The organism is Vibrio sp. 99K-1 (assembly GCF_013114585.1).
In the GTDB taxonomy this organism is placed as follows: domain Bacteria; phylum Pseudomonadota; class Gammaproteobacteria; order Enterobacterales; family Vibrionaceae; genus Vibrio; species Vibrio chagasii_B.
Genome location: NZ_VTXF01000045.1, coordinates 16,419 through 34,639, shown reverse-complemented (window position 1 = coordinate 34,639; position 18,221 = coordinate 16,419). Strand labels below are relative to the sequence as shown.

Here is an 18,221-nt window from a genome sequence, read left to right as displayed (position 1 = left end):
TTGTAAGGCATGATTTTTTAACTGGAAACGAAGATAGATGGCTATGATAAAGTAAGGCACGCTCAAATCAAAATTGATGATTTAATGAGCGCGTCAACAAAGCCGACTGTCAGCGTTGGAAAAAGATCGCTTGAGAGAAAGCAACCGACTTGAAGCTTGCACAATTAGTGGCTCTCATGAGCGAGTTCTGCAGTCAATTAAACGAATGATCCACATTTAGATGATGAAATAAAAGACATTGAATGTGAAATTGACATCATCATTTCGGCTTGTCCCGTTATGAATAAAAACCATGATTTACTAATGAGTGTTGTAGGTATAAGAAAGGTGATGCCGAGAAAGCTGGTGTACTTATTTTCAGCTAAGATCTTCTCAACAGCCAAGCAAGCGGCAGCATTTGTAGGTCTTACGCCAAGCAAATGAGTCTGGCTCATTTAAAGGTAGAACCACATTGAGCGAAATTGGCCCATCTTGAATTCGGTCAAAAATCTTTTTGGCCGCGGTTAGCGTTGGTAAATACAATCCCTATATCAAAGCACAAAAAAGCAACTCGTTAGTCGCTGGTAAAGCAAAAAAGCAAGCGTTAGGTGCTGCTATGAGAAAGCTAATTCAAATATGTTTTGGCGTTATAAAAAATCAGACAAGATATCAGTCTGAATTAACTTTAACTTAAGTTTGTGGTTGCTTCAGAGATATGGTATCTACAATCCAATTAAATTCCTAAAACTGTCGCGAATGTGGACTTTTCTTTACACTAAAACTTATATGCATTTTATGTCATATCTGTTCTTTGCATATATGTTTATGAAGGGAACACCACAAAACAATAAAGGAAATTCAATGAAAGTAATCTTATCTAACCTTGGGCTTGCGATAATATGGTTCTTTTCTTCGCTCGTTAATGCACAACCGCACCTTTTCGTTCAACCAGATCTTCCGGTTATTGCCGATGAAGTGAAACATCAGTTGTCGAACCAAGAGCTGGTTGATACATCGGCTGGTATACGCACACTGCAACTTGAACACGCTGATTCGTCATTCATCAAGCTTCACTTCAAGTCTCTTACTGTACCGAAAGGCAGCGTGTTACGTCTTAAGTCAAACACCAGTAGTGAGGGTGTGGAGTATCGTGACAGCCAAATAGATTGGTTCGCTCAATCGATTTCCAATGATTCTGTCGTCATTGAATCAATCTCCAATTCAAACGGACAGCATGTTCAGTTTGAAATTGATTACTACATGGCAGGTAAAATTGCAGACAAAGAGGCCTTATCGACGCTATCGACTTGTGGCGTGAATGAACGCAAAGATGTTGCTTGCTGGGAAGACTCTCACGCAGACAAAGTAGCTTGGGCAACGCCTGTTGCAAGGCTGCTCATTAATGGTCGCAGCTTGTGTACCGCTTGGCGTGTGGGGCCAGACAACCATATGTTCACTAATAACCACTGTGTCGCATCAGAGTCTGAGTTGAGAAATACCGAGGTATGGTTTAACTATCAGCGTCGCACGTGTGATGGTTCTATGGCGACAATGGTTAAAGTGATGGGAAATAAAATACTCAGCACGGATTATAATTTGGATTACACGCTTTTCACTGTTGATGATTTCTCCAAAATAGCGTCGTTTGGTTACCTAGGTTTGGATGCCGAAGAGCCGATGTTCGGTGATGGAATTTATATTCCTCAACACGGATCGGGTAATCCGAAAGAGTTGGCCATTGAGAGCGATCAAAATGGCTCAGGATTGTGTCAGATCGATGTGGCTTCAGCGAATGGACGAGGGTCAAATACGGATACTGGTTATTTCTGTGACACGATTGGAGGCTCGTCTGGTTCACCGGTTCTGCGAACCGATAACAACAAAGCCATTGCTTTGCATCATTTCGGAGGCTGCGAAAATCAAGGCGTGAAAATCAGTAAAATTTGGCCATTAGTGGCTTCGCATTTCAATGACGCGCTACCTAACGGCTCGGTTGGTGAGCCGAAGAATGAGATCCCAGAAGTGACTTTAGACAGTTTAGTATCCGATATCGCATTGACTTCAGGCGATAAAAAACTGTTTGTACTTAAGGCGGCGAATCGTACAGCTAGTGTTAGCGTTACGATTAAGTCTGGTGTTGGGGATGCGGACCTATACATTCGTTCAGGACAGCAGCCAACGAAAAGTGACTACGACTGTCGTCCGTATCGTTCCGGCAACTTCGAGTCTTGCGATGCACTTAAGGCTGATGAAGACCTTTACATTATGATTAACGCGTTCCGCAGTTTCTCAGGTGTGTCTTTTTCTGTTTCGCAATCTCAATAACCATATTTCACTCGAGATCTCTATTCATATAACGATCACTATCGAACGATCTTGCAGTTAGCAGATAATCCCCATCAACAACGTTGATGGGGATTTTTTATGCTTGAACAAGGCGTGTTGCTTAAATCAGTTGAACCTTTTCCAAGTCCTGTAATCTGATCCTTTATGGTAGTGATCCGCACCAGAAGTTTTGGACACTGAGTTAAGTGAGTACAATCACTAACGAGGTGAACAATGACAACTAAGAAAACACAAATCAAACATGCTCCTGAATTCAAAGCTGAAGCGCTTAAGTTAGCAGACAAAGTCGGTGTCGCTGCTGCTGCACGACAGCTATCGTTATATGAATCTCAAACCTATGGATGGCGTAAAGCCGTCAAAAAAGACGCGAAAATCAGCGATAGAGAAAGAGAACTAGCCACTGAGAATGCCAAACTCAAACGATTATTGGCTGAGCAAGCTGAAGAGCTAGATATCGTAAAAAAGGCCGCCACCTACTTCACGAAGAATCTAAAGTAGATTGCTATGAGTTTATGCTCGAACACCTGATGCAATATAGTATTGTCCGCATGGCTAAGGTGTTTGGGGTTTCTCGAGGTGGGTTTTATTATTGGATTGATAATCGCCATAAAGTCACTCAACGCAACGAGTACCGCAAGCAGCTTGACAGCAAAGTTAGAGAAGCTTTTGATGATAACAAGGAACGCGATGGTGCAAGGCGTATTCAAAAAAACTTGAAGAAAATGGAAATAAACATGATGTTAAAACCATTGCCGCGAGCATGAAGCGCCAGAGTTTAGTCGCGAAAGCCGCCCGTAAGTTCAAATGTACGACAGACAGTAAGCATAGACTTCCAGTTGCCCCGGATTTGCTTGAGCAAGACTTTAATGCGACAGCACCGAACCAAAAATGGGCTGGAGATATTACCTATCTAGAGACAAGCGAAGGTTGGATGTATTTAGCGGTTGTTATCGACTTGTACTCACGGCAAGTAGTTGGCTGGTCAATGAGCACCAGAATGACCGCGACTTTGGTCTGTGATGCGCTATCAAGGGCATTGTTCCGTAGAGGCATGCCCGAAGGGGTGATTATCCATAGTGATAGAGGCAGTCAATATTGTTCAAAAAGGCTACAGATACTTAATCTCAACCCATAACCTAAAACAAAGTATGAGTAGGAAGGGACATTGCTGGAATAACGCCTGTGTTGAAAGCTTTTTCCACTCAATGAAAGTAGAAGCCATCCAATACGAGCCGATAATGACGCGAGAAGAGATGCGCCAAGCGCTTTTTGAATATATCGAAGTTGATTATAATCGAACAAGAAGGCCCAATGCTCTTGGGCATCTAAGCCCAGTTAACTTTGAAAAACAATATGTCGTTTAATGCGGTGTCCAGTCTAACTGGAGCAGATCAGTATCGTCGAAACCGCGAAAGCCAACGGCCTTATCCTCTATGACCACATGGTCAAGTGCATGAAAGAACTGGCGAAAGCCTGCTCTACTCTACACATTTTCAGGGTGTGCATTTCCCCTACCTACCAAAAGTTATCCATTTTCTAATGCAGTTCGTCGTAAACCCCGTGTTGTATTACGGGTAAATTCCACAGAACTCTTTTGTTTCACGACTTCAGTTTGAGACTTTTGTGGTAATATCGTAACAAATACAGAGAGTGAAGATTCAAGTGGAATTAGCTACATCAGAATTGCAAAACCAATCCCTACTTTGGGGTGAGTCGTCAGCAGAAAAAGGCGAAGTATTTACAAAACCAGAGATAGTAGATTTAATGCTTATCGCATCTGGTGTCGTGGATGATCTGACTTCAGTAGGTACACGAATTCTCGAGCCTTCATGTGGTCAAGGGGAATTTATAATTGCCATCGCGAAGCGTATCAAACTCAACTACGAGAGAGTAAACGTAAAACTGCCCTTAGTTCAATTAGTTAATCTAATAAAGGCATATGACATATCTTCTAGCAACATAGACATTGCAAAGAGCAATGTTAGAGCTGTTTTGAGTAGTATTTATACCTCTCAAGAGCTTGATGTAGTTTTAAAAACTTGGTTTATTCACGCAGATTTCCTATTAACGGGTTTCGACGAAAAGTTTACTCATATAGTTGGTAATCCACCTTACATCAGAATCGAAACTATTCCGACGGCCTTATTAGCGGAGTATCGAAACCGTTTTATTACTATGATTGAGCGCGCTGATATCTACATAGCGTTTTATGAGAAGTGCTTAGATCTTCTGTCAAATAATGGAGTTTTATCATTTATTTGTACTGATAGATGGACTAAGAACCGATATGGTGCAGGTTTGCGTAGTAAGATCGCCAAGAGCTTTCAGCTAGATTTGTTTATAGATCTCTACGGCCAAAATGCGTTCACGTCTGACGTCATGACTTATCCAGCAATCACACAGCTTTCAAAAAATAAACAAAAACGAACTTGTGTACTACATAACCCCAATGTAACTTTTGATTTTTCCAATAACGTTCGACAGTGTTTAACCAATGCTAAAGTAAACACTGTGGACGGTGCTGAGCTTATTGTTCGTAATGACCTTGTAAAGGACGATAAGCCATGGCTGTTTGGTTCGTCTGATGAACTCGAAATGCTTTCACGCCTTGAGAGGGAGTTTCCTACTTTAGAGGAAACTGGTTGCTCAGTTTATATCGGTGCGGCTACTGGTAGTAACAAAGTATATATTGTTGATAAAGACTTTAATATTGAAGCAAGTAGAAAGATACCAGTTATCACCGCTAAAGAGCTGAAATCTGGTGTTATCGAGAGCAACACTAATTGTATTATCAATACTTATGACGACAATGGTGTAATTGAACTAGAGCAATATCCTCTCTTAAGAGATTATTTCTTACAGTTTGAAGAAACATTGAAAGGTCGCCACATAGCTAAGATGGCACCATTGCACTGGTTCAAAACGATTGATCGTGTGTATCCAGAACGCGCGGCTGCACAAAAGTTGTTAATACCTGATATTAAGTCAGATCTTTCAGTTATTTTTGATGACGGCTCTTACCATCCTAATAACTCAATTTATTATGTATGCGCCGATACTTGGAACTTATATGCTCTAAGGGCTGTCCTTTTATCTGGCATTGGGCAGATGTTCGTTCAGGTATATTCCACAAAAATATCTGGTGGTAATCTCCGATTTCAAGCTCAACACTTGAGGAAGATACGCTTACCTACCTGGGATGATATTGATTCTTGTATCCAAACTGAGTTAACAAGGATTGGTAGAAGTGAAGACACTGAAGAAGCTAAGGTTTTAGTCGCACGAATTTACTCTATGAACGAAAAAGAAAAACAAATACTTGGAATATAAATGAAACAAGATATTCAAAAAGCCACCAAACTATTTTGGGATGTACGCAAAGCTAAAGGTGTAAGAAGTGGAAAAACACTCGATGGCTTTCGCGATGTTATACAAAGCGTTGTTGAAAGTTCCGGTTTAGAAAATGTTTCAATTTGCGTAGGTAAAAATGACTCACAACTACCCGGCTATTTCCGCCCTCACAAGTCTTGGGACGTTGTTATATTGTCAGATAATAAACTGGTAGCAGCGATTGAGCTTAAATCTCAAGTCGGTTCTATTGGTAATAACTTCAACAACCGGGCAGAAGAAGTTTTAGGGAGTGGCATTGATTTGTTTACTGCTGTTCAAGAAGAGGCTTTTGGTGGTGATGCTGAAGTATTCCGTGGCTATTTGATTCTTGTCGAGGATTCAGAACAAACTAGGAAATCGGCAAAAGTTAACATGAGCCACTTTCAAGTGATGCCGGGATTCTTGAACGATGAAACCGAGCGCACTGCACATCAACGAAATAAAAAGGGTGTCTACTCGCCAATTGCAGGCGTTTCGTACCTGAAGCGTTATGACATGTTGTGTAAGCGCTTAGTATTGAAGAGCCTATATACGGCTACAGGTTTAGTTCTCTTAGATATGGAGAACAAAGGAGATTATCGCGACTACACATCTCAGACAAGTATCGAGACATTTTTGCAGAAATTAAAAAATCACTGTGATCTTCTAGCTACTTATTAATAAGAAGGCTCCATTCGGAGCCTTTTTTCCTACACAATTCTCTTTAATACTCTCGCATACTTCAGAATCTGGTGAGCTACATTTGAAGCGCCTAACTCAAATAATGCAACGCCTATCAACACTTGTTGAGCAGTAACCAGCTGGCCAGTTCGAAGCTCCAAGCTATCATGTCTCATCACGAAGTTTTCCCAACCATCGCAGATGTCAGATAACAATATAGTTTGTCAGTTCACTTGGCGGAGGTGGATGTGAGCCTAGCATATATGATCACAAAATTTTCTTCGATTTTCCGAAATGATAATTGCCTCGAAATCACTTAGATTAAATACTCATTCACATAATGTTAATTTGCACTAAAGTAAGCCGTATAGCTCTAAATTAGCATGCTTACTGACACTGACACTGACACTGACACTGACACTGACACTGACACTGACACTGAAATGTCCAAATATCATTTAACCTAGTTCTTACTCAGTCGGCCTTGCCGGTTAATCATTGTAGCAATGATTAAGGGTCTTTATTTGATGAATGACCATTAGCGGTTAGGGTGTTAATTATATTAACACCGTTGTGAAAAGTGCTTGGCCGGAGACATGTGCTTACCAAGAACGGCTGCAATAATTATGTGATCTTGTTTCTGGATGTAATAAATCACATGGCGCTTTAAAGGAAAACGGAAGTAGTTTTGGCCCACCTCAGAAACCTCTATGCCGAGCAACTTGTTGTTCGCCAGTAATTCCATTGATTGCTTTAGTTCTGAAAAGTAAGTAGTCCATTGTGCTTGCCCCCATCGCTCTAATGTATAGCGACGAATCTCAATCAGATCAGATTGCGCTGAAGAAGAGAGCTTATAGTGCGTCATTAATCAAACTTTCCTTGGTTAAGTGCATTCATGAAATCGTCACCGTCGACTAGTTTATCTGATAGAGCATCGGCTTCTGCTTGTTCGAAGCGTGATTTCACCACCATCAATTTCAGTGCTTCAAGTTGTTCATATTCTTCACAAGACATCATCACCGCAACGGGTGAACCATTCTTATTAATTTGTATAGGTTCACGTTGAACTTTCATCAGTAAGTCGCCAAATTTGGTTTTAGCTGTATTCGCAGTAAGTGATTGCATAATATTCCCCTTTTCGCTCATTATAAACGAATCGAACGATTTAACCAATTTGTATGATTCTGTGATTGGAGGTAATCTAATGTAGTGTCCATAAAGGTGTAACTTTATGGACATTGCTCACAATCATCTAATAACTGTTCAGTTAGTCTTTATAATTTAAAGTGAACATGTACACTTGTGTATCAATATCTTTTAGTTCACTTTTAGGCCATTTTATGAAAATTGGTTATGCTCGTGTTAGCACCCAAGACCAAACGCTCGATGTTCAACTTGAACAGCTTAAACGTATTGGTTGTGACAAAATTTACCAAGAGCAAGCGAGCGGTAAATCCTCTAATAGAGAACAGCTTAATCTGTTGCTTGATTTTGCCAGGGAGGGAGATGTTATTCATGTTACCAAAGTCGACCGCATTGCTCGAAATACCATTGATGCTTTGCAAATTGCCGATCAGCTAGCGCAAAAGAAAGCGGGTTTGGTGTTTCATGATTTGGGCGATTTAGATATCAATAGCGATGTAGGTAGAGTCATTTACACGACCATATCGGCGTTTGCTGAAATGGAAAGAAAACGAATATTACAGCGTTGTAATGAAGGCCGAGAGCGTGCTCGCTCTGAAGGGAGGCATCTTGGCCGATTTCCTAATAAGACGCTTCATACGCGTATTAAAGAGCTTGCAAACCAAGGAATGAACAAGCACGCGATCAGTAAAGAGTTAGAGTGCAGTAGGACCACTGTCTATAAGGTTTTAGGAAAAAATATCTCTCTTTAGAATCGCGAATAAAGTTGTTCTTTAAATGAGTAAAGAGCTGACTGACGTTGCTTCGCTCTGTCGGCTTCATACTGACTCTACATGCAAGCATATAGCAGCCAGCACGAACCTATCCCTTGATGAAATAAATTTTCAGAATTTTAATTTAATTATTGTTGCAATGATTAAGAGGCAGAGAGAATGAAAAAAGCAAGAATGAGCCAGGTTCAGAAAGAGGTCTTAAGATGTTTGGCCAAGGCGTTCATCAAAGGAATAAAAGAAGGTAAGTCAACCGTCATCAACCTGGCCGTCAATCAAGTGCTTGGGAGAGATATTCACCCAAACAACTTCCGAGTTTCATGTAAAGCTCTTGAAGAGTGCGGACTGGTCATGCGCAAAAAAGTGGAGCTAGATTGGTACATCAATATAACGTCAAAAGGGTTTGATAAGGCGCTCACTTGGCTTGATTAAACGATGCTTGAAACCAATCATCTGAAACACGTTTTTGGACAGAAATGAGCTATAGCTTCAGCTAAATTAGCAATTCATGGATAACTAATAGTATGGGAAGTAGCTAAGTTTAATGCCCCTGTTTTGATAGCGCAGGTGACGTCCATTACTACCAACGATGATGCTCAACATAATCATCGAATAAATGTATTGCTTTTGTTAATCATCTATTTTAATTTAAAAAAATGACGCTAATAACTACTTCCACTCAAACTCTATGTTGTTGCTGTAAATACCTTATTTACGGCCGTTTTCGTGTAGCTATTACGTAGCAAACCTATCGCACTATTACCTAGGCCGTTGATGTTTTCATCCACGGCCTTTTTGTATTTATAAGGATATGATTTATGACCCAACCGACACTCCAGCTCTTTAATACCCTTAATAGAACACTGAGTCCGTTTTATACGATTCAACCCCGTAAGGTTGGCCTTTATGCATGTGGCCCAACCGTTTATGACTATGCACATGTCGGTAATCTACGTACCTATTTGTTCGTTGACGTCCTAAAACGCGTACTACAGATCAATGGGTATCAAGTTAATCATGTCATGAACATAACCGATGTCGGACATCTAGTATCAGATGGTGACACTGGAGAAGACAAGATGGAGAAAGGTGCACGCAAACAAGAAAAATCAGCTTGGGATATTGCTACTTTTTTTGAAGACGCATTTTTTACTGATCTTGAAAGGCTTAACATTCTCAAACCTTCTATCACTTGCCGAGCAACTGATCATATTCAAGAGCAGATTTCGTTTATTCAGTCACTCGAAGCTAAAGGCTATACCTATCAAACCAGTGATGGTATTTATTTTGATACAGAGAAGTTACCCGACTACGGAAAGCTTGCGCGATTAGATATGGAAGGTTTGGAAGCTGGCATTCGCGTTGATATGGCGGAGAAAAAGCATCCTACAGATTTTGCACTATGGAAATTCACTGGCGAACAGAAACGGCAAATGGAGTGGACAAGTCCATGGGGAAATGGCTTCCCAGGGTGGCATATTGAATGTTCAGCGATGGCAGAGAAGTACTTGGGAGAAACCTTCGATATACATATCGGTGGTGAAGATCACATTCCTATACACCACACCAATGAAATTGCACAATGCCAAGCTAAAAACGGACATGTACAAGCAAACTTTTGGTTGCATGGTTACTTCTTAAATATTAACAATGAGAAAATATCTAAGTCGGGTTCTACACTGCGTTTAGAAAGCCTAATCGACAAAGGTTATGATCCTTTAGCTTATCGTTATTTAACCTTAACCAGTCACTATCGTAGCCAGCTCAGTTTTACTTGGGAAGGGTTGAATGGCGCACAAAAGGCACTGCGTAGATTAAGAAAGAAAATCACTGATATGCCTGACGGTGGTAACGTTGACAACCAGTTCAAAGCTGAATTTCTTGCACGTATCAACCGCGATTTAAATATGCCGCAAGCACTCGCCTTATTATGGGAGGTCACTGATAGTTCCATAGAGCCTGCCAATAAAAAAGCGACACTACTTTATTTTGATCAAGTATTTGGCCTTAACCTTGATAAGGTTGAACAGTTAACAATCCCCAAACAAGTTCAACAGCTCGCTGAACAACGTCAATGTTTGAAAGAACAGGGGCGATATGATGAAGCAGACACAATCCGAGAGCAAATTCGAGCTTTGGGATATCAAGTTAACGATAGTACTAATCAATCGAGTGTAACCAAGTTACTTTAATTAAAATCACCCGTTTTACCGAATAAGAGGTTAGCAATCGCCTCTTATTTCTGGGTTATGGGCTGGTTTGAGCTTACACCGTAATTCATAAGGCTCGTATTAGAAAAAGTCGGCCAAAATTGTGATAATGAAAGCCACAGTGTTATTAATTAAGCTTATATTGGGGCACAGGCTTTTCAGAAGAAAAGCCTGCTTCATTGAAAAGCCTGCTTCAGATCCTGTCAGCAGTCTGTTTTCTCAGACAACCTCAGAGCGTCTTCTAGCTCAACGCCAAGGTATCGAATTGTGTTATCTAGCTTCGAATGTCCAAGTAAAATCTGTACGGCCCTGATGTTTTTCGTTCTGGCATATATTAACGTGGCTTTGGTGCGGCGCATGGAATGAGTGCCGTAATAGTCAGCATTCAGTCCCAGTTTTGCAGCCCAGTTCCTGATAATTGAACGATAGAATGAGTAGCTGATAGGTTGCCCAAAGCGTCGGCTACTCGGGAATAGAAAACTGCTTGCCTCTAGCGATGCTGAAAAAATCCATCGGCTAATACTTTGCTGTGTTCTTGGAGTAATCTCATAGTGGACATCAGTGCCAGTTTTTTGCTGGATGCACTGAACCCTTTCATAGATAACTCCTTGCGAAGAAACATCGTAAACGTGTAGCTTTAGTAAATCACTTGCTCTTAACTTGCTATCTATAGCTAGGTTCAGTAGTGCGAGCTGCATCAGATCATTTTCAATCTCCAGCCTAGTTCTGATCCGCCAGATCTCTTCAAGCTTAAATGGCCTTTTGATGCCACTGCATTTTCCAGAAGATAACTTTCTCATGATGACCTCCTCTCTGTGTTTTTGGTCAACATGAAGTTTGGCAGTCACATTTAGTAGGGTTTAGGAAGCTCTGAAACGTCGGTGGACATTTCCGAGTTACAGTTCTCGCTAATTTAGTTTATGGCGAATTATCAGAAGTATTGCAAAACCTCTAATCGAGAGGCCCCATTACACATCACAAGAAGGCCATCCATTCCAATCATCATAGTCTTTGATTGGATTGGTCGGGAGATGAACGGCAAGTCCATCACCTTTGATTATATCTAGGAAATCACAGTAGGACTCATACGTTGAGAACTCGGCTTTTTTTAGAAACTTTAGAAACCTTCCTCTGTGTATTACTTGGTTTAAGTCTAGCTCTGTAGGTATAAGCAGAGACTCAAAAATATCCAGCTTGGCAACAATGTCTTCTGGATACTCATCTTCAAAGCTTTCAACTTGTTCGCTTTCAATTTTTTTGGATAGCTTAAGTATTTCTTTCCAAGTGAGACCGTAGATGTGTTCTGGTGCTTCAGGCATATCAAGTGACATCACCGCCCCCCATAAATTTTCGTCAAACCACTCCATGTAGTCTCTTTGAGAATTAATTGAACGTTGGGCTAAGACTTCTATGAACTCATCCAGAGAACAGTAATCCCTTTCATCCATTGGTTCGGGCATGTGATGAACAATCAGTTCATCGGCCTCTTTCCAAATATCGATCCAATCTTTATTGTAAAATGCGCTTGGAACTTCTGGTAAGAGGTAATCTTTTAGGCTTTCGAAATTTTCATCAGACCACGCTTCATATTTAATTTGCGATTGTATATTTCGGAACTTTATGATTTGTAGAAATTTTGCGTAACTGCACCTTTCTTCGAGTGCCTCTCCCTCATTTTCAACTGACTTGATGTTGTCATATGCTAGTAGCCCCCCACCTGACCTGCTAGCAATTAGTTGACCTAGTGTTTCTTCATAACAATCAACTTTAAGTGCTAATATTCCCTGCGCTTCTTCGTTGAGGTCTTCGAACCGAACTAGACCAAATCCTATTCTATCTAGCATATGTGTGAACTTTCGGTCTGCTTCTTCAAGATATACTGCATCCCAATTTAAACCATTACGAAATTCATTTAACAGGTCTTTCTTGTGTCGTACCAACAATCGTTCTTTTAAAGTAAAAAAGCGATCGTTGAATAATGGGAGTAAGTCATTTGTCAGTAGCTGATTACACTCCATGCATGACACAACGAGGATCAAGTCAATATCTCTTCTTGTTACATACAGTTGAGCAGTTGTAAGTGCAGGAACGTGGTCAATGGATAAATCCACATCCGTACCACAGTACTGGCAGACTTCAGCTTCCATTACAGGATATTTCTTAGTGTAAAGTTGGTGATAGATCGCATGTGCTTGTTTTCGATTCACTCTAATGTTCCCTGTACAAAAATAGCTAATAGGAGATACCTCAACTGTTAGCAGGTTACATCTATAAGAGAAATAGGGTCAAATTTTGTAGCTAGCATTGTCTTTAACTTAAGAGATAAAACGAAATGGGGCAGATCTGCGTTACGGTGATCTACCCCTTCAGCACGGATTTGGACATAAACGTTTTAGTGGCCATCAACAATTAGACAAAAACGCATAACTTGATGTATCGAAAACTGTCTAAAGATCTAAAATGTCACATAATGAAACTGGTACAATATCCCTATTATATTAGTCGGGATAACTTGATGTTTAAGAGCATAAAATCAATAAAGAACTTCGGTATCTTCAAAAACACCAAAATGAATGGTGGTCAACCATTTCTGCAGTTTAATCTGATATATGGATTTAACTATTCGGGAAAGACGACGCTCTCACGTATCTTCAGAGCTATGCAGCAAGGATACGTTCATGAAGACTTTGCTACTGCAAATTTTACGGTTGATCGCTATGAACAGGCGCCTGTATCAAGTGCTGCGTTAATTCCTATAACAAACCTCCGTGTCTTCAATTCTGATTACATCAAAGACAACGTTAATTTTGTAGATTCAAGCGTGAACCCAGTACTCATAGTCGGTGAACGTAATATTGAATTAGAGGATGAGCTTAAACAGCTTGAAGAAGTTTTAATCCCCGCAGAACAAGATGGGTGGGAGCAACTAAAAGGCTTGGCTGAAAACAAAGATAAAGAAAAAAATCAACGCCTTCAAGATGTTGCTAAGTTGGTAAACACTTTAAGTGTTCTTGGTAACTCTAAATTTGACATCCGCGGTGTAAGAACATTGTTATCACAGGTTTCATCAGAAGACCTCAAGACTGACAAAGAACGGTTGCAACTTGAAGAAACAGCCCGCTTACAAAAATCAGATCTCATCAGTAATCCTACTATTAGTGTACAGAACACATCAGCCTTACTAGACCAAGTTCAGACAATTTTAGCCGAATCGGTTACCCGCACGACTATTGAAGAGTTAGAAGCCAACGTAGGGCTGCGTAAGTGGGTCGAAGATGGTATCAAGCATCATGGTGAAGCAACAACTTGCCAATTCTGTAAGAGTCCATTGGAACAAGTTAGGCTAAATGAGCTAAATGCCTATTTTTCAGACTCTTACAAAGCACTTTCAGCAAAAATCAACGCTGCTATCAAACAAGTAGCAACCATCAAACTAACGTATTCTGTCCCTAAAACAACGAGCCTATACTCTGATTTAATTATCAACTTCGAACAGTTAATGGAGAAGATCCCTCAGCTTGAAGAACAGGTTGAGCAGGTAAAAAAACGTCTACTAGAGATGTTAGAAGATAAACGTAACCGTATGGAAGAAGTTGTACCGTTTTCGCAATCAGATTACCTAATGCCAATCACCTCAGATCTGCTTGAGCAACTCAAAATTCCAATAGGTGAACACAACAGACGGTCAAGAGAACATAGTAAAGAACAAACAGCAGCCCGAGATGCAATTAAACGGCATTTTGTTTATGTAGAAACTATGGAATATAACCATGCTAAAGCCAGCGAAGAGGTTGTTGCATTACAAAAACAACAAGGAGAATTAGAAGGTGAATTATGTCGCTTAAATGATCGTGTGATGGAAATCAAAGCAGCCCTTCGAAACGTTAAACAAGGTGCTGACAACCTAAATGATAACCTTCGACTTTATTTTGGTAAGACAGATATTGAAATTCAACCTGTTGGTAAAACCTACCAGTTCATGCGTGAAGGAAGGCCAGCAAAACATCTATCTGATGGAGAGCGCACTGCTATCGCCTTTGCATATTTCATCACTGAACTAGACGATGAATCCTTGAAGGACACGAAACCGATTGTGTACTTGGATGATCCGATCTGTAGTTTAGATTCGAACCATATCTACAATGTTCTTGGTATTATCAAAGATAAATTGAATCATGACAAAGTAGAGCAGTTGTTCATATCAACACATAATTTCGAGTTTTTCAATTTGGTGAAGACATGGTTTGATTACTACAAACTGGTGAAGCGTGGCGATGACGTTAAGCCTAAACGTGCTGAGTTCTACTTGGTCAATCGTAAGCAGAATGCATCAACAGTGGAACAGTTACCTAAAAATCTAAAAGACCACAAATCTGAATACGCTTACTTGATAGCGAAAATCAAAGAAGCAGTCCGAAATCCTGAGCAATTTGATGCGATATCAGTTCAAGCATACGTACGAAAGATATTAGAAGTCTATTTTACGTTCAGGTTCAATAAACCATTCCGAGCTAATAACAACAGTTTCTTAGAGCAGCACTTATTGAAAGATATAGAGAATGCTTCCATTAAAGCGACAACGCTTTATGAATTCATCAATGAAAGAAGTCATGCACAATCTATATCCTTTGGCGTTGAGCTGCCTGATGCCTTACAAGCACAATTACAGGGGGTTTGGCACATTATTGATGAAGCAATTCGTACGAATGATAAACCACACTACGAAGCATATTACGTTTAGTTAGTACCCATACCTATCTTTAGAAAGCCACTAACCGAAATGTTGGTGGCTTTGAAGTAAGGAATTTTCTCATTCCTGTAAATACGCCAAATGCATGAGCCAAGTTTGGTCACATTAAGGTTTACCGAAGTTAGGTTCTGTAGGTTGCTAGCACGTTTTGGGGCAAACTCATGTTACGTGCCTAGTTAAAACTGTTCTGGACACTATGCCATCACCTTTATTGCTCCACCAGTTAGGGAGGCTCATGTGAAAAAGCACGCCAGTATTGCATGAGTTGTCTGGCCTAAAGTTGCTGAGAAGAACTATTATCAGTTACCGTTGATAGTCATTGAAAACACACCTGACAGTCTTTAAGTGCGATTTATAGTTAGCTATTGGCTTAGACAAATTAAAACCACTGAAGCTTTGTATGAGTTGCTCTTTCGTAGCAATATAGAAAGGCTTTAGCTCAGGACTTTTTTTTGCCATTTCTTTGCCAAGTACCCCAAGGATTCCGTCGCTGGCCTTCAGATAGCTTTTATTGGTCTTCCATACTCCCAAAGGAGTCATGACTATTAGGTGGGAATCTACAGTGATTACTTCAGGAAAGGCCGTGTTGTACGTTACAAAGCTAAATAGTTGAACCACCTCTTTTACTTCGTTTTCGGTCAATGTAAAACACTCACTACTACCAGAAAATTTAAACTGGGGTGTATATGATTTTCCTTTACCTCTGAGATGGTTGATTACGGTTCCTTCTAATTGGTACGCAATAGACTCTTTTCGAGTGAGGCCATACTGATCGCCTTCTAGGTACTTGCGAGCTATCGGCACTGCTACGTACTTTCCGGTGCTACTCACAGAGATATTGTAGCAACGCTTATAAGGCTGGTTGGAAACTCCCACCTTATAAAAGAACTCGTTGTTGGAGACTCCAGCGCAAGCGAGTATGTATACATAGTTCTTTTTCATTCACACCTTTGAGCTATCTTGCCAACTCGGTATCATTCAAATGATGATATCTTTTAGTACTGTCGTAAAAATTGAACAAGTTCACACCTAGTTAGTTTGAGCACCATCTTGGATGAGAAAAAGTAGGTCAAATCACTTCACTATGATTTGTGAGGTTGACCGTCGCTGACAAGGAAAGGGGCAAAAACGTGCCAGAGCCTCCATCAGCAAGGTTCTGGACAAAAACGATTTAGACCTATAGCGCTAAATCGTTTATACAAGATTAGAAAAAGTATCTTGAAACCTTAAATGCTTGTTATACCCGTCCAAACAGTATTTTTGACAGTGAATTTTGTAGGATACCCCAACTACCATCAGGATGATTTATAGGTAAAGGTAGAAGATCGTCAGATGAATAGTTTAACCAAAGTTTAATCTGATGCTCCTCTCTTTCCGCTCCCACAGAAATAGCCACATATACATCGAAAACCACACTACTAGGTGTATCACAGCGTCCCCCTAAACACTTAAATTCAAGCAACTCAAAATTATCGAATGTTTCTTTGACTTCTTTCGCTGATTTACCTCGCTGCTTCCCCACTAGATGGTACATATGGGGAACTATCTTACCCCATTGTTTTTGCTGCCAGCTTTCAAAAAAAGTATTGGCGACTTCTGATGCGCCTGTTCTTTCAATAAATAAAAGATCATTCTCACGCTTATCAAACTTCTGTAAGTAGTTCGTCAACTCTTCATTTTCTTTCGAAACATGTTGCTCAGCATCGAGCTTACGCCTTTTGTAAGACTCATCTTTTTTATCACGGTACCAAGTACGTAATACAAACAATATATTCCAACATTTAGCTGACACACTCGCATTGGCATAATTCACATCTCTGCCATGTAAGATTCCATTCCTGAAAGGAACGAATATTTCATCGAAATTTGTTTTTGTTCGACTTTTGGTCAGAAAGTTTTTTTGTAAATACGTAAAAGCATCATCATATTGACATATAGAATCCCACACGCCTATGTTCGATTCTTGGGCGAATAGCCCAAGATTGCTAATATCATTGGAGATACCATCAATAGCGATTAACAAGAGAGGGACAACTGCACCATAATTTTTCTGCAACTGTAGTTCTTTTGCATTGCTCAGAATATCTGAACGTTTTTCAAATTCTTTAGCCGTTGATAAGTGTTGCATAAAAAGGGAAAGTCCCTCATCAACCCCTTTAATCAATACATCCTCAGCTTGAGAAAACTTTTCGCTCAGAGCTAACATCACAGCCTCTTCGCAACACGCTAGCGGTAAGTAATTATTTAGCACCCAAGCCTGATCTTTAAATAATGAATTAAAACTTTTGATCACAGACAATACAGACGCATCTCGTTCAAGCTCTGTAGGTAATACCCCTAGACTTTTTAATGTATCGTACATAGTAACCAACCTATCTACGCTAGGATTATTTGATTCATTAAAGTCCATTTTTCCTCCGGTGGGTATAACGCTTTTTATACGGCTTTTAGTCGCTTTTTAATACTCCTATCATGCAGCCTTCCCAATCACAGTTCAATTGATAATCAATAGGTTAATGAGAGGTGTTGGGTATTAGATTGCAAAATGACGCATAATTTTTAAAAAGCTTACTTCGACACTCCTTCGGATAACTACAGGTAAGGAAAACGTACAATCACAGATTGTGAGTGAACTTTCACGCTGAAAAGGAATGGGGCAAAAGTGAGTTTCAGAAGCATCGTTTAATCTGATTGGTTTCAAGTGTGATCACCAAGCGATTCTGTCGTACCTTAATTACCAAACAGCATTGACGCTATAAGAGGTGGCCCAAGAAACATACCTCAGCATTCAGCCCTTATAAATAAAGAGCTGGCGACTCACATTGGACTTTTCTCTGAAATGGGCACAAAACCCCAGATACAAATACTGTGAGTATACTAACAATTGCTGATATGGCTTTTCAGATAGGAATTTTGGGAGGTATTTGATTTTTTGATAGGTAAAATCTATTGGTAATTGATACGCTATTGCGT

14 protein-coding genes and 2 pseudogenes are annotated in these 18,221 nt (G+C 40.1%); 9 read left to right on the top strand and 7 right to left on the bottom strand.

Annotated elements, in window-relative coordinates; genetic code table 11:
• The first annotated feature begins 279 nt into the window (after positions 1 to 279).
• The 5 genes and pseudogenes from F0228_RS24315 to F0228_RS24295 all read left to right on the top strand — a co-directional run bounded on the left by F0228_RS24315 (position 280) and on the right by F0228_RS24295 (position 6,375).
• Positions 280 to 423: a transposase gene (locus F0228_RS24315; RefSeq protein ID WP_171762952.1), complete on the top strand. Its 144-nt coding sequence runs from the start codon at positions 280 to 282 to the stop codon at positions 421 to 423.
• A gap of 417 nt (positions 424 to 840) precedes the next feature.
• On the top strand, positions 841 to 2,304 hold the full coding sequence (locus F0228_RS24310) for a serine protease (protein WP_171762951.1): 1,464 nt from the start codon (positions 841 to 843) through the stop codon (positions 2,302 to 2,304).
• A gap of 234 nt (positions 2,305 to 2,538) precedes the next feature.
• Positions 2,539 to 3,689 (top strand): annotated as a pseudogene (locus tag F0228_RS24305) (IS3 family transposase).
• Positions 3,690 to 3,987: 298 nt separating this feature from the next.
• Positions 3,988 to 5,655, top strand: coding sequence for an Eco57I restriction-modification methylase domain-containing protein (locus tag F0228_RS24300; protein WP_171762950.1), 1,668 nt, complete (start codon positions 3,988 to 3,990; stop codon positions 5,653 to 5,655).
• Positions 5,656 to 6,375, top strand: a complete 720-nt coding sequence (locus F0228_RS24295) for a PaeR7I family type II restriction endonuclease (protein ID WP_171762949.1) — start codon at positions 5,656 to 5,658, stop codon at positions 6,373 to 6,375.
• Positions 6,376 to 6,404: 29 nt separating this feature from the next.
• On the opposite strand, the pseudogene F0228_RS25895 reads toward F0228_RS24295, so the two are convergent.
• From F0228_RS25895 to F0228_RS24285, 3 genes and pseudogenes are all read right to left on the bottom strand, one after another.
• A pseudogene (locus tag F0228_RS25895) lies at positions 6,405 to 6,578 on the bottom strand (regulator); the annotation flags it as partial.
• Between the two features lie 359 nt (positions 6,579 to 6,937).
• Complete coding sequence (locus tag F0228_RS24290) at positions 6,938 to 7,240, bottom strand: type II toxin-antitoxin system RelE/ParE family toxin (RefSeq protein ID WP_171762948.1); 303 nt, start codon at positions 7,238 to 7,240, stop codon at positions 6,938 to 6,940.
• Positions 7,240 to 7,500, bottom strand: a complete 261-nt coding sequence (locus F0228_RS24285) for a type II toxin-antitoxin system Phd/YefM family antitoxin (RefSeq protein ID WP_016799688.1) — start codon at positions 7,498 to 7,500, stop codon at positions 7,240 to 7,242. Before F0228_RS24285 ends, F0228_RS24290 begins: the two co-directional genes overlap by 1 nt.
• 215 nt (positions 7,501 to 7,715) lie before the next feature.
• On the opposite strand from F0228_RS24285, the gene F0228_RS24280 reads away from it, so the two are divergent.
• The 3 genes from F0228_RS24280 to cysS all read left to right on the top strand — a co-directional run bounded on the left by F0228_RS24280 (position 7,716) and on the right by cysS (position 10,480).
• Positions 7,716 to 8,270 (top strand): recombinase family protein, encoded by a 555-nt coding sequence (locus F0228_RS24280; protein ID WP_171762947.1) that lies wholly within the window; start codon positions 7,716 to 7,718, stop codon positions 8,268 to 8,270.
• A 180-nt stretch (positions 8,271 to 8,450) separates the two neighbouring features.
• Positions 8,451 to 8,720, top strand: coding sequence for a hypothetical protein (locus tag F0228_RS24275; RefSeq protein WP_171387742.1), 270 nt, complete (start codon positions 8,451 to 8,453; stop codon positions 8,718 to 8,720).
• 386 nt (positions 8,721 to 9,106) lie between these two features.
• Positions 9,107 to 10,480: a cysteine--tRNA ligase gene (gene cysS, locus F0228_RS24270; RefSeq protein ID WP_102474948.1), complete on the top strand. Its 1,374-nt coding sequence runs from the start codon at positions 9,107 to 9,109 to the stop codon at positions 10,478 to 10,480.
• Between the two features lie 221 nt (positions 10,481 to 10,701).
• Here the strand turns inward: cysS and F0228_RS24265 are convergent, their stop codons facing one another.
• Together F0228_RS24265 and F0228_RS24260 are read right to left on the bottom strand one after the other, a co-directional pair.
• Entirely contained in the window at positions 10,702 to 11,298 is a 597-nt protein-coding gene (locus F0228_RS24265; RefSeq protein ID WP_171762946.1) for a tyrosine-type recombinase/integrase, read from the bottom strand.
• Positions 11,299 to 11,466: 168 nt separating this feature from the next.
• Complete coding sequence (locus F0228_RS24260; RefSeq protein ID WP_171762945.1) at positions 11,467 to 12,705, bottom strand: hypothetical protein; 1,239 nt, start codon at positions 12,703 to 12,705, stop codon at positions 11,467 to 11,469.
• A 263-nt stretch (positions 12,706 to 12,968) separates the two neighbouring features.
• On the opposite strand from F0228_RS24260, the gene F0228_RS24255 reads away from it, so the two are divergent.
• Entirely contained in the window at positions 12,969 to 15,239 is a 2,271-nt protein-coding gene (locus tag F0228_RS24255; RefSeq protein WP_253820333.1) for an AAA family ATPase, read from the top strand.
• A gap of 312 nt (positions 15,240 to 15,551) precedes the next feature.
• Here the strand turns inward: F0228_RS24255 and F0228_RS24250 are convergent, their stop codons facing one another.
• Positions 15,552 to 16,190, bottom strand: a complete 639-nt coding sequence (locus F0228_RS24250; RefSeq protein ID WP_171762943.1) for a hypothetical protein — start codon at positions 16,188 to 16,190, stop codon at positions 15,552 to 15,554.
• 295 nt (positions 16,191 to 16,485) lie between these two features.
• Positions 16,486 to 17,658 carry a hypothetical protein gene (locus tag F0228_RS24245; RefSeq protein WP_171762942.1) on the bottom strand — a complete coding sequence of 391 codons (1,173 nt, stop codon included), beginning with the start codon at positions 17,656 to 17,658 and terminating at the stop codon, positions 16,486 to 16,488.
• Positions 17,659 to 18,221: the final 563 nt, after the last annotated feature.

Bases quoted from the DNA above. Each gene is read 5' to 3' on its own strand.
- F0228_RS24315 (WP_171762952.1), top strand. From the start codon at position 280: ATGAATAAAAACCATGATTTACTAATGAGTGTTGTAGGTATAAGAAAG.
- F0228_RS24310 (WP_171762951.1), top strand. From the start codon at position 841: ATGAAAGTAATCTTATCTAACCTTGGGCTTGCGATAATATGGTTCTTT.
- F0228_RS24295 (WP_171762949.1), top strand. From the start codon at position 5,656: ATGAAACAAGATATTCAAAAAGCCACCAAACTATTTTGGGATGTACGC.
- F0228_RS24290 (WP_171762948.1), bottom strand. From the start codon at position 7,240: ATGACGCACTATAAGCTCTCTTCTTCAGCGCAATCTGATCTGATTGAG.
- F0228_RS24285 (WP_016799688.1), bottom strand. From the start codon at position 7,500: ATGCAATCACTTACTGCGAATACAGCTAAAACCAAATTTGGCGACTTA.
- F0228_RS24280 (WP_171762947.1), top strand. From the start codon at position 7,716: ATGAAAATTGGTTATGCTCGTGTTAGCACCCAAGACCAAACGCTCGAT.
- F0228_RS24275 (WP_171387742.1), top strand. From the start codon at position 8,451: ATGAAAAAAGCAAGAATGAGCCAGGTTCAGAAAGAGGTCTTAAGATGT.
- cysS (WP_102474948.1), top strand. From the start codon at position 9,107: ATGACCCAACCGACACTCCAGCTCTTTAATACCCTTAATAGAACACTG.
- F0228_RS24265 (WP_171762946.1), bottom strand. From the start codon at position 11,298: ATGAGAAAGTTATCTTCTGGAAAATGCAGTGGCATCAAAAGGCCATTT.
- F0228_RS24255 (WP_253820333.1), top strand. From the start codon at position 12,969: ATGAAACTGGTACAATATCCCTATTATATTAGTCGGGATAACTTGATG.
- F0228_RS24250 (WP_171762943.1), bottom strand. From the start codon at position 16,190: ATGAAAAAGAACTATGTATACATACTCGCTTGCGCTGGAGTCTCCAAC.
- F0228_RS24245 (WP_171762942.1), bottom strand. From the start codon at position 17,658: ATGGACTTTAATGAATCAAATAATCCTAGCGTAGATAGGTTGGTTACT.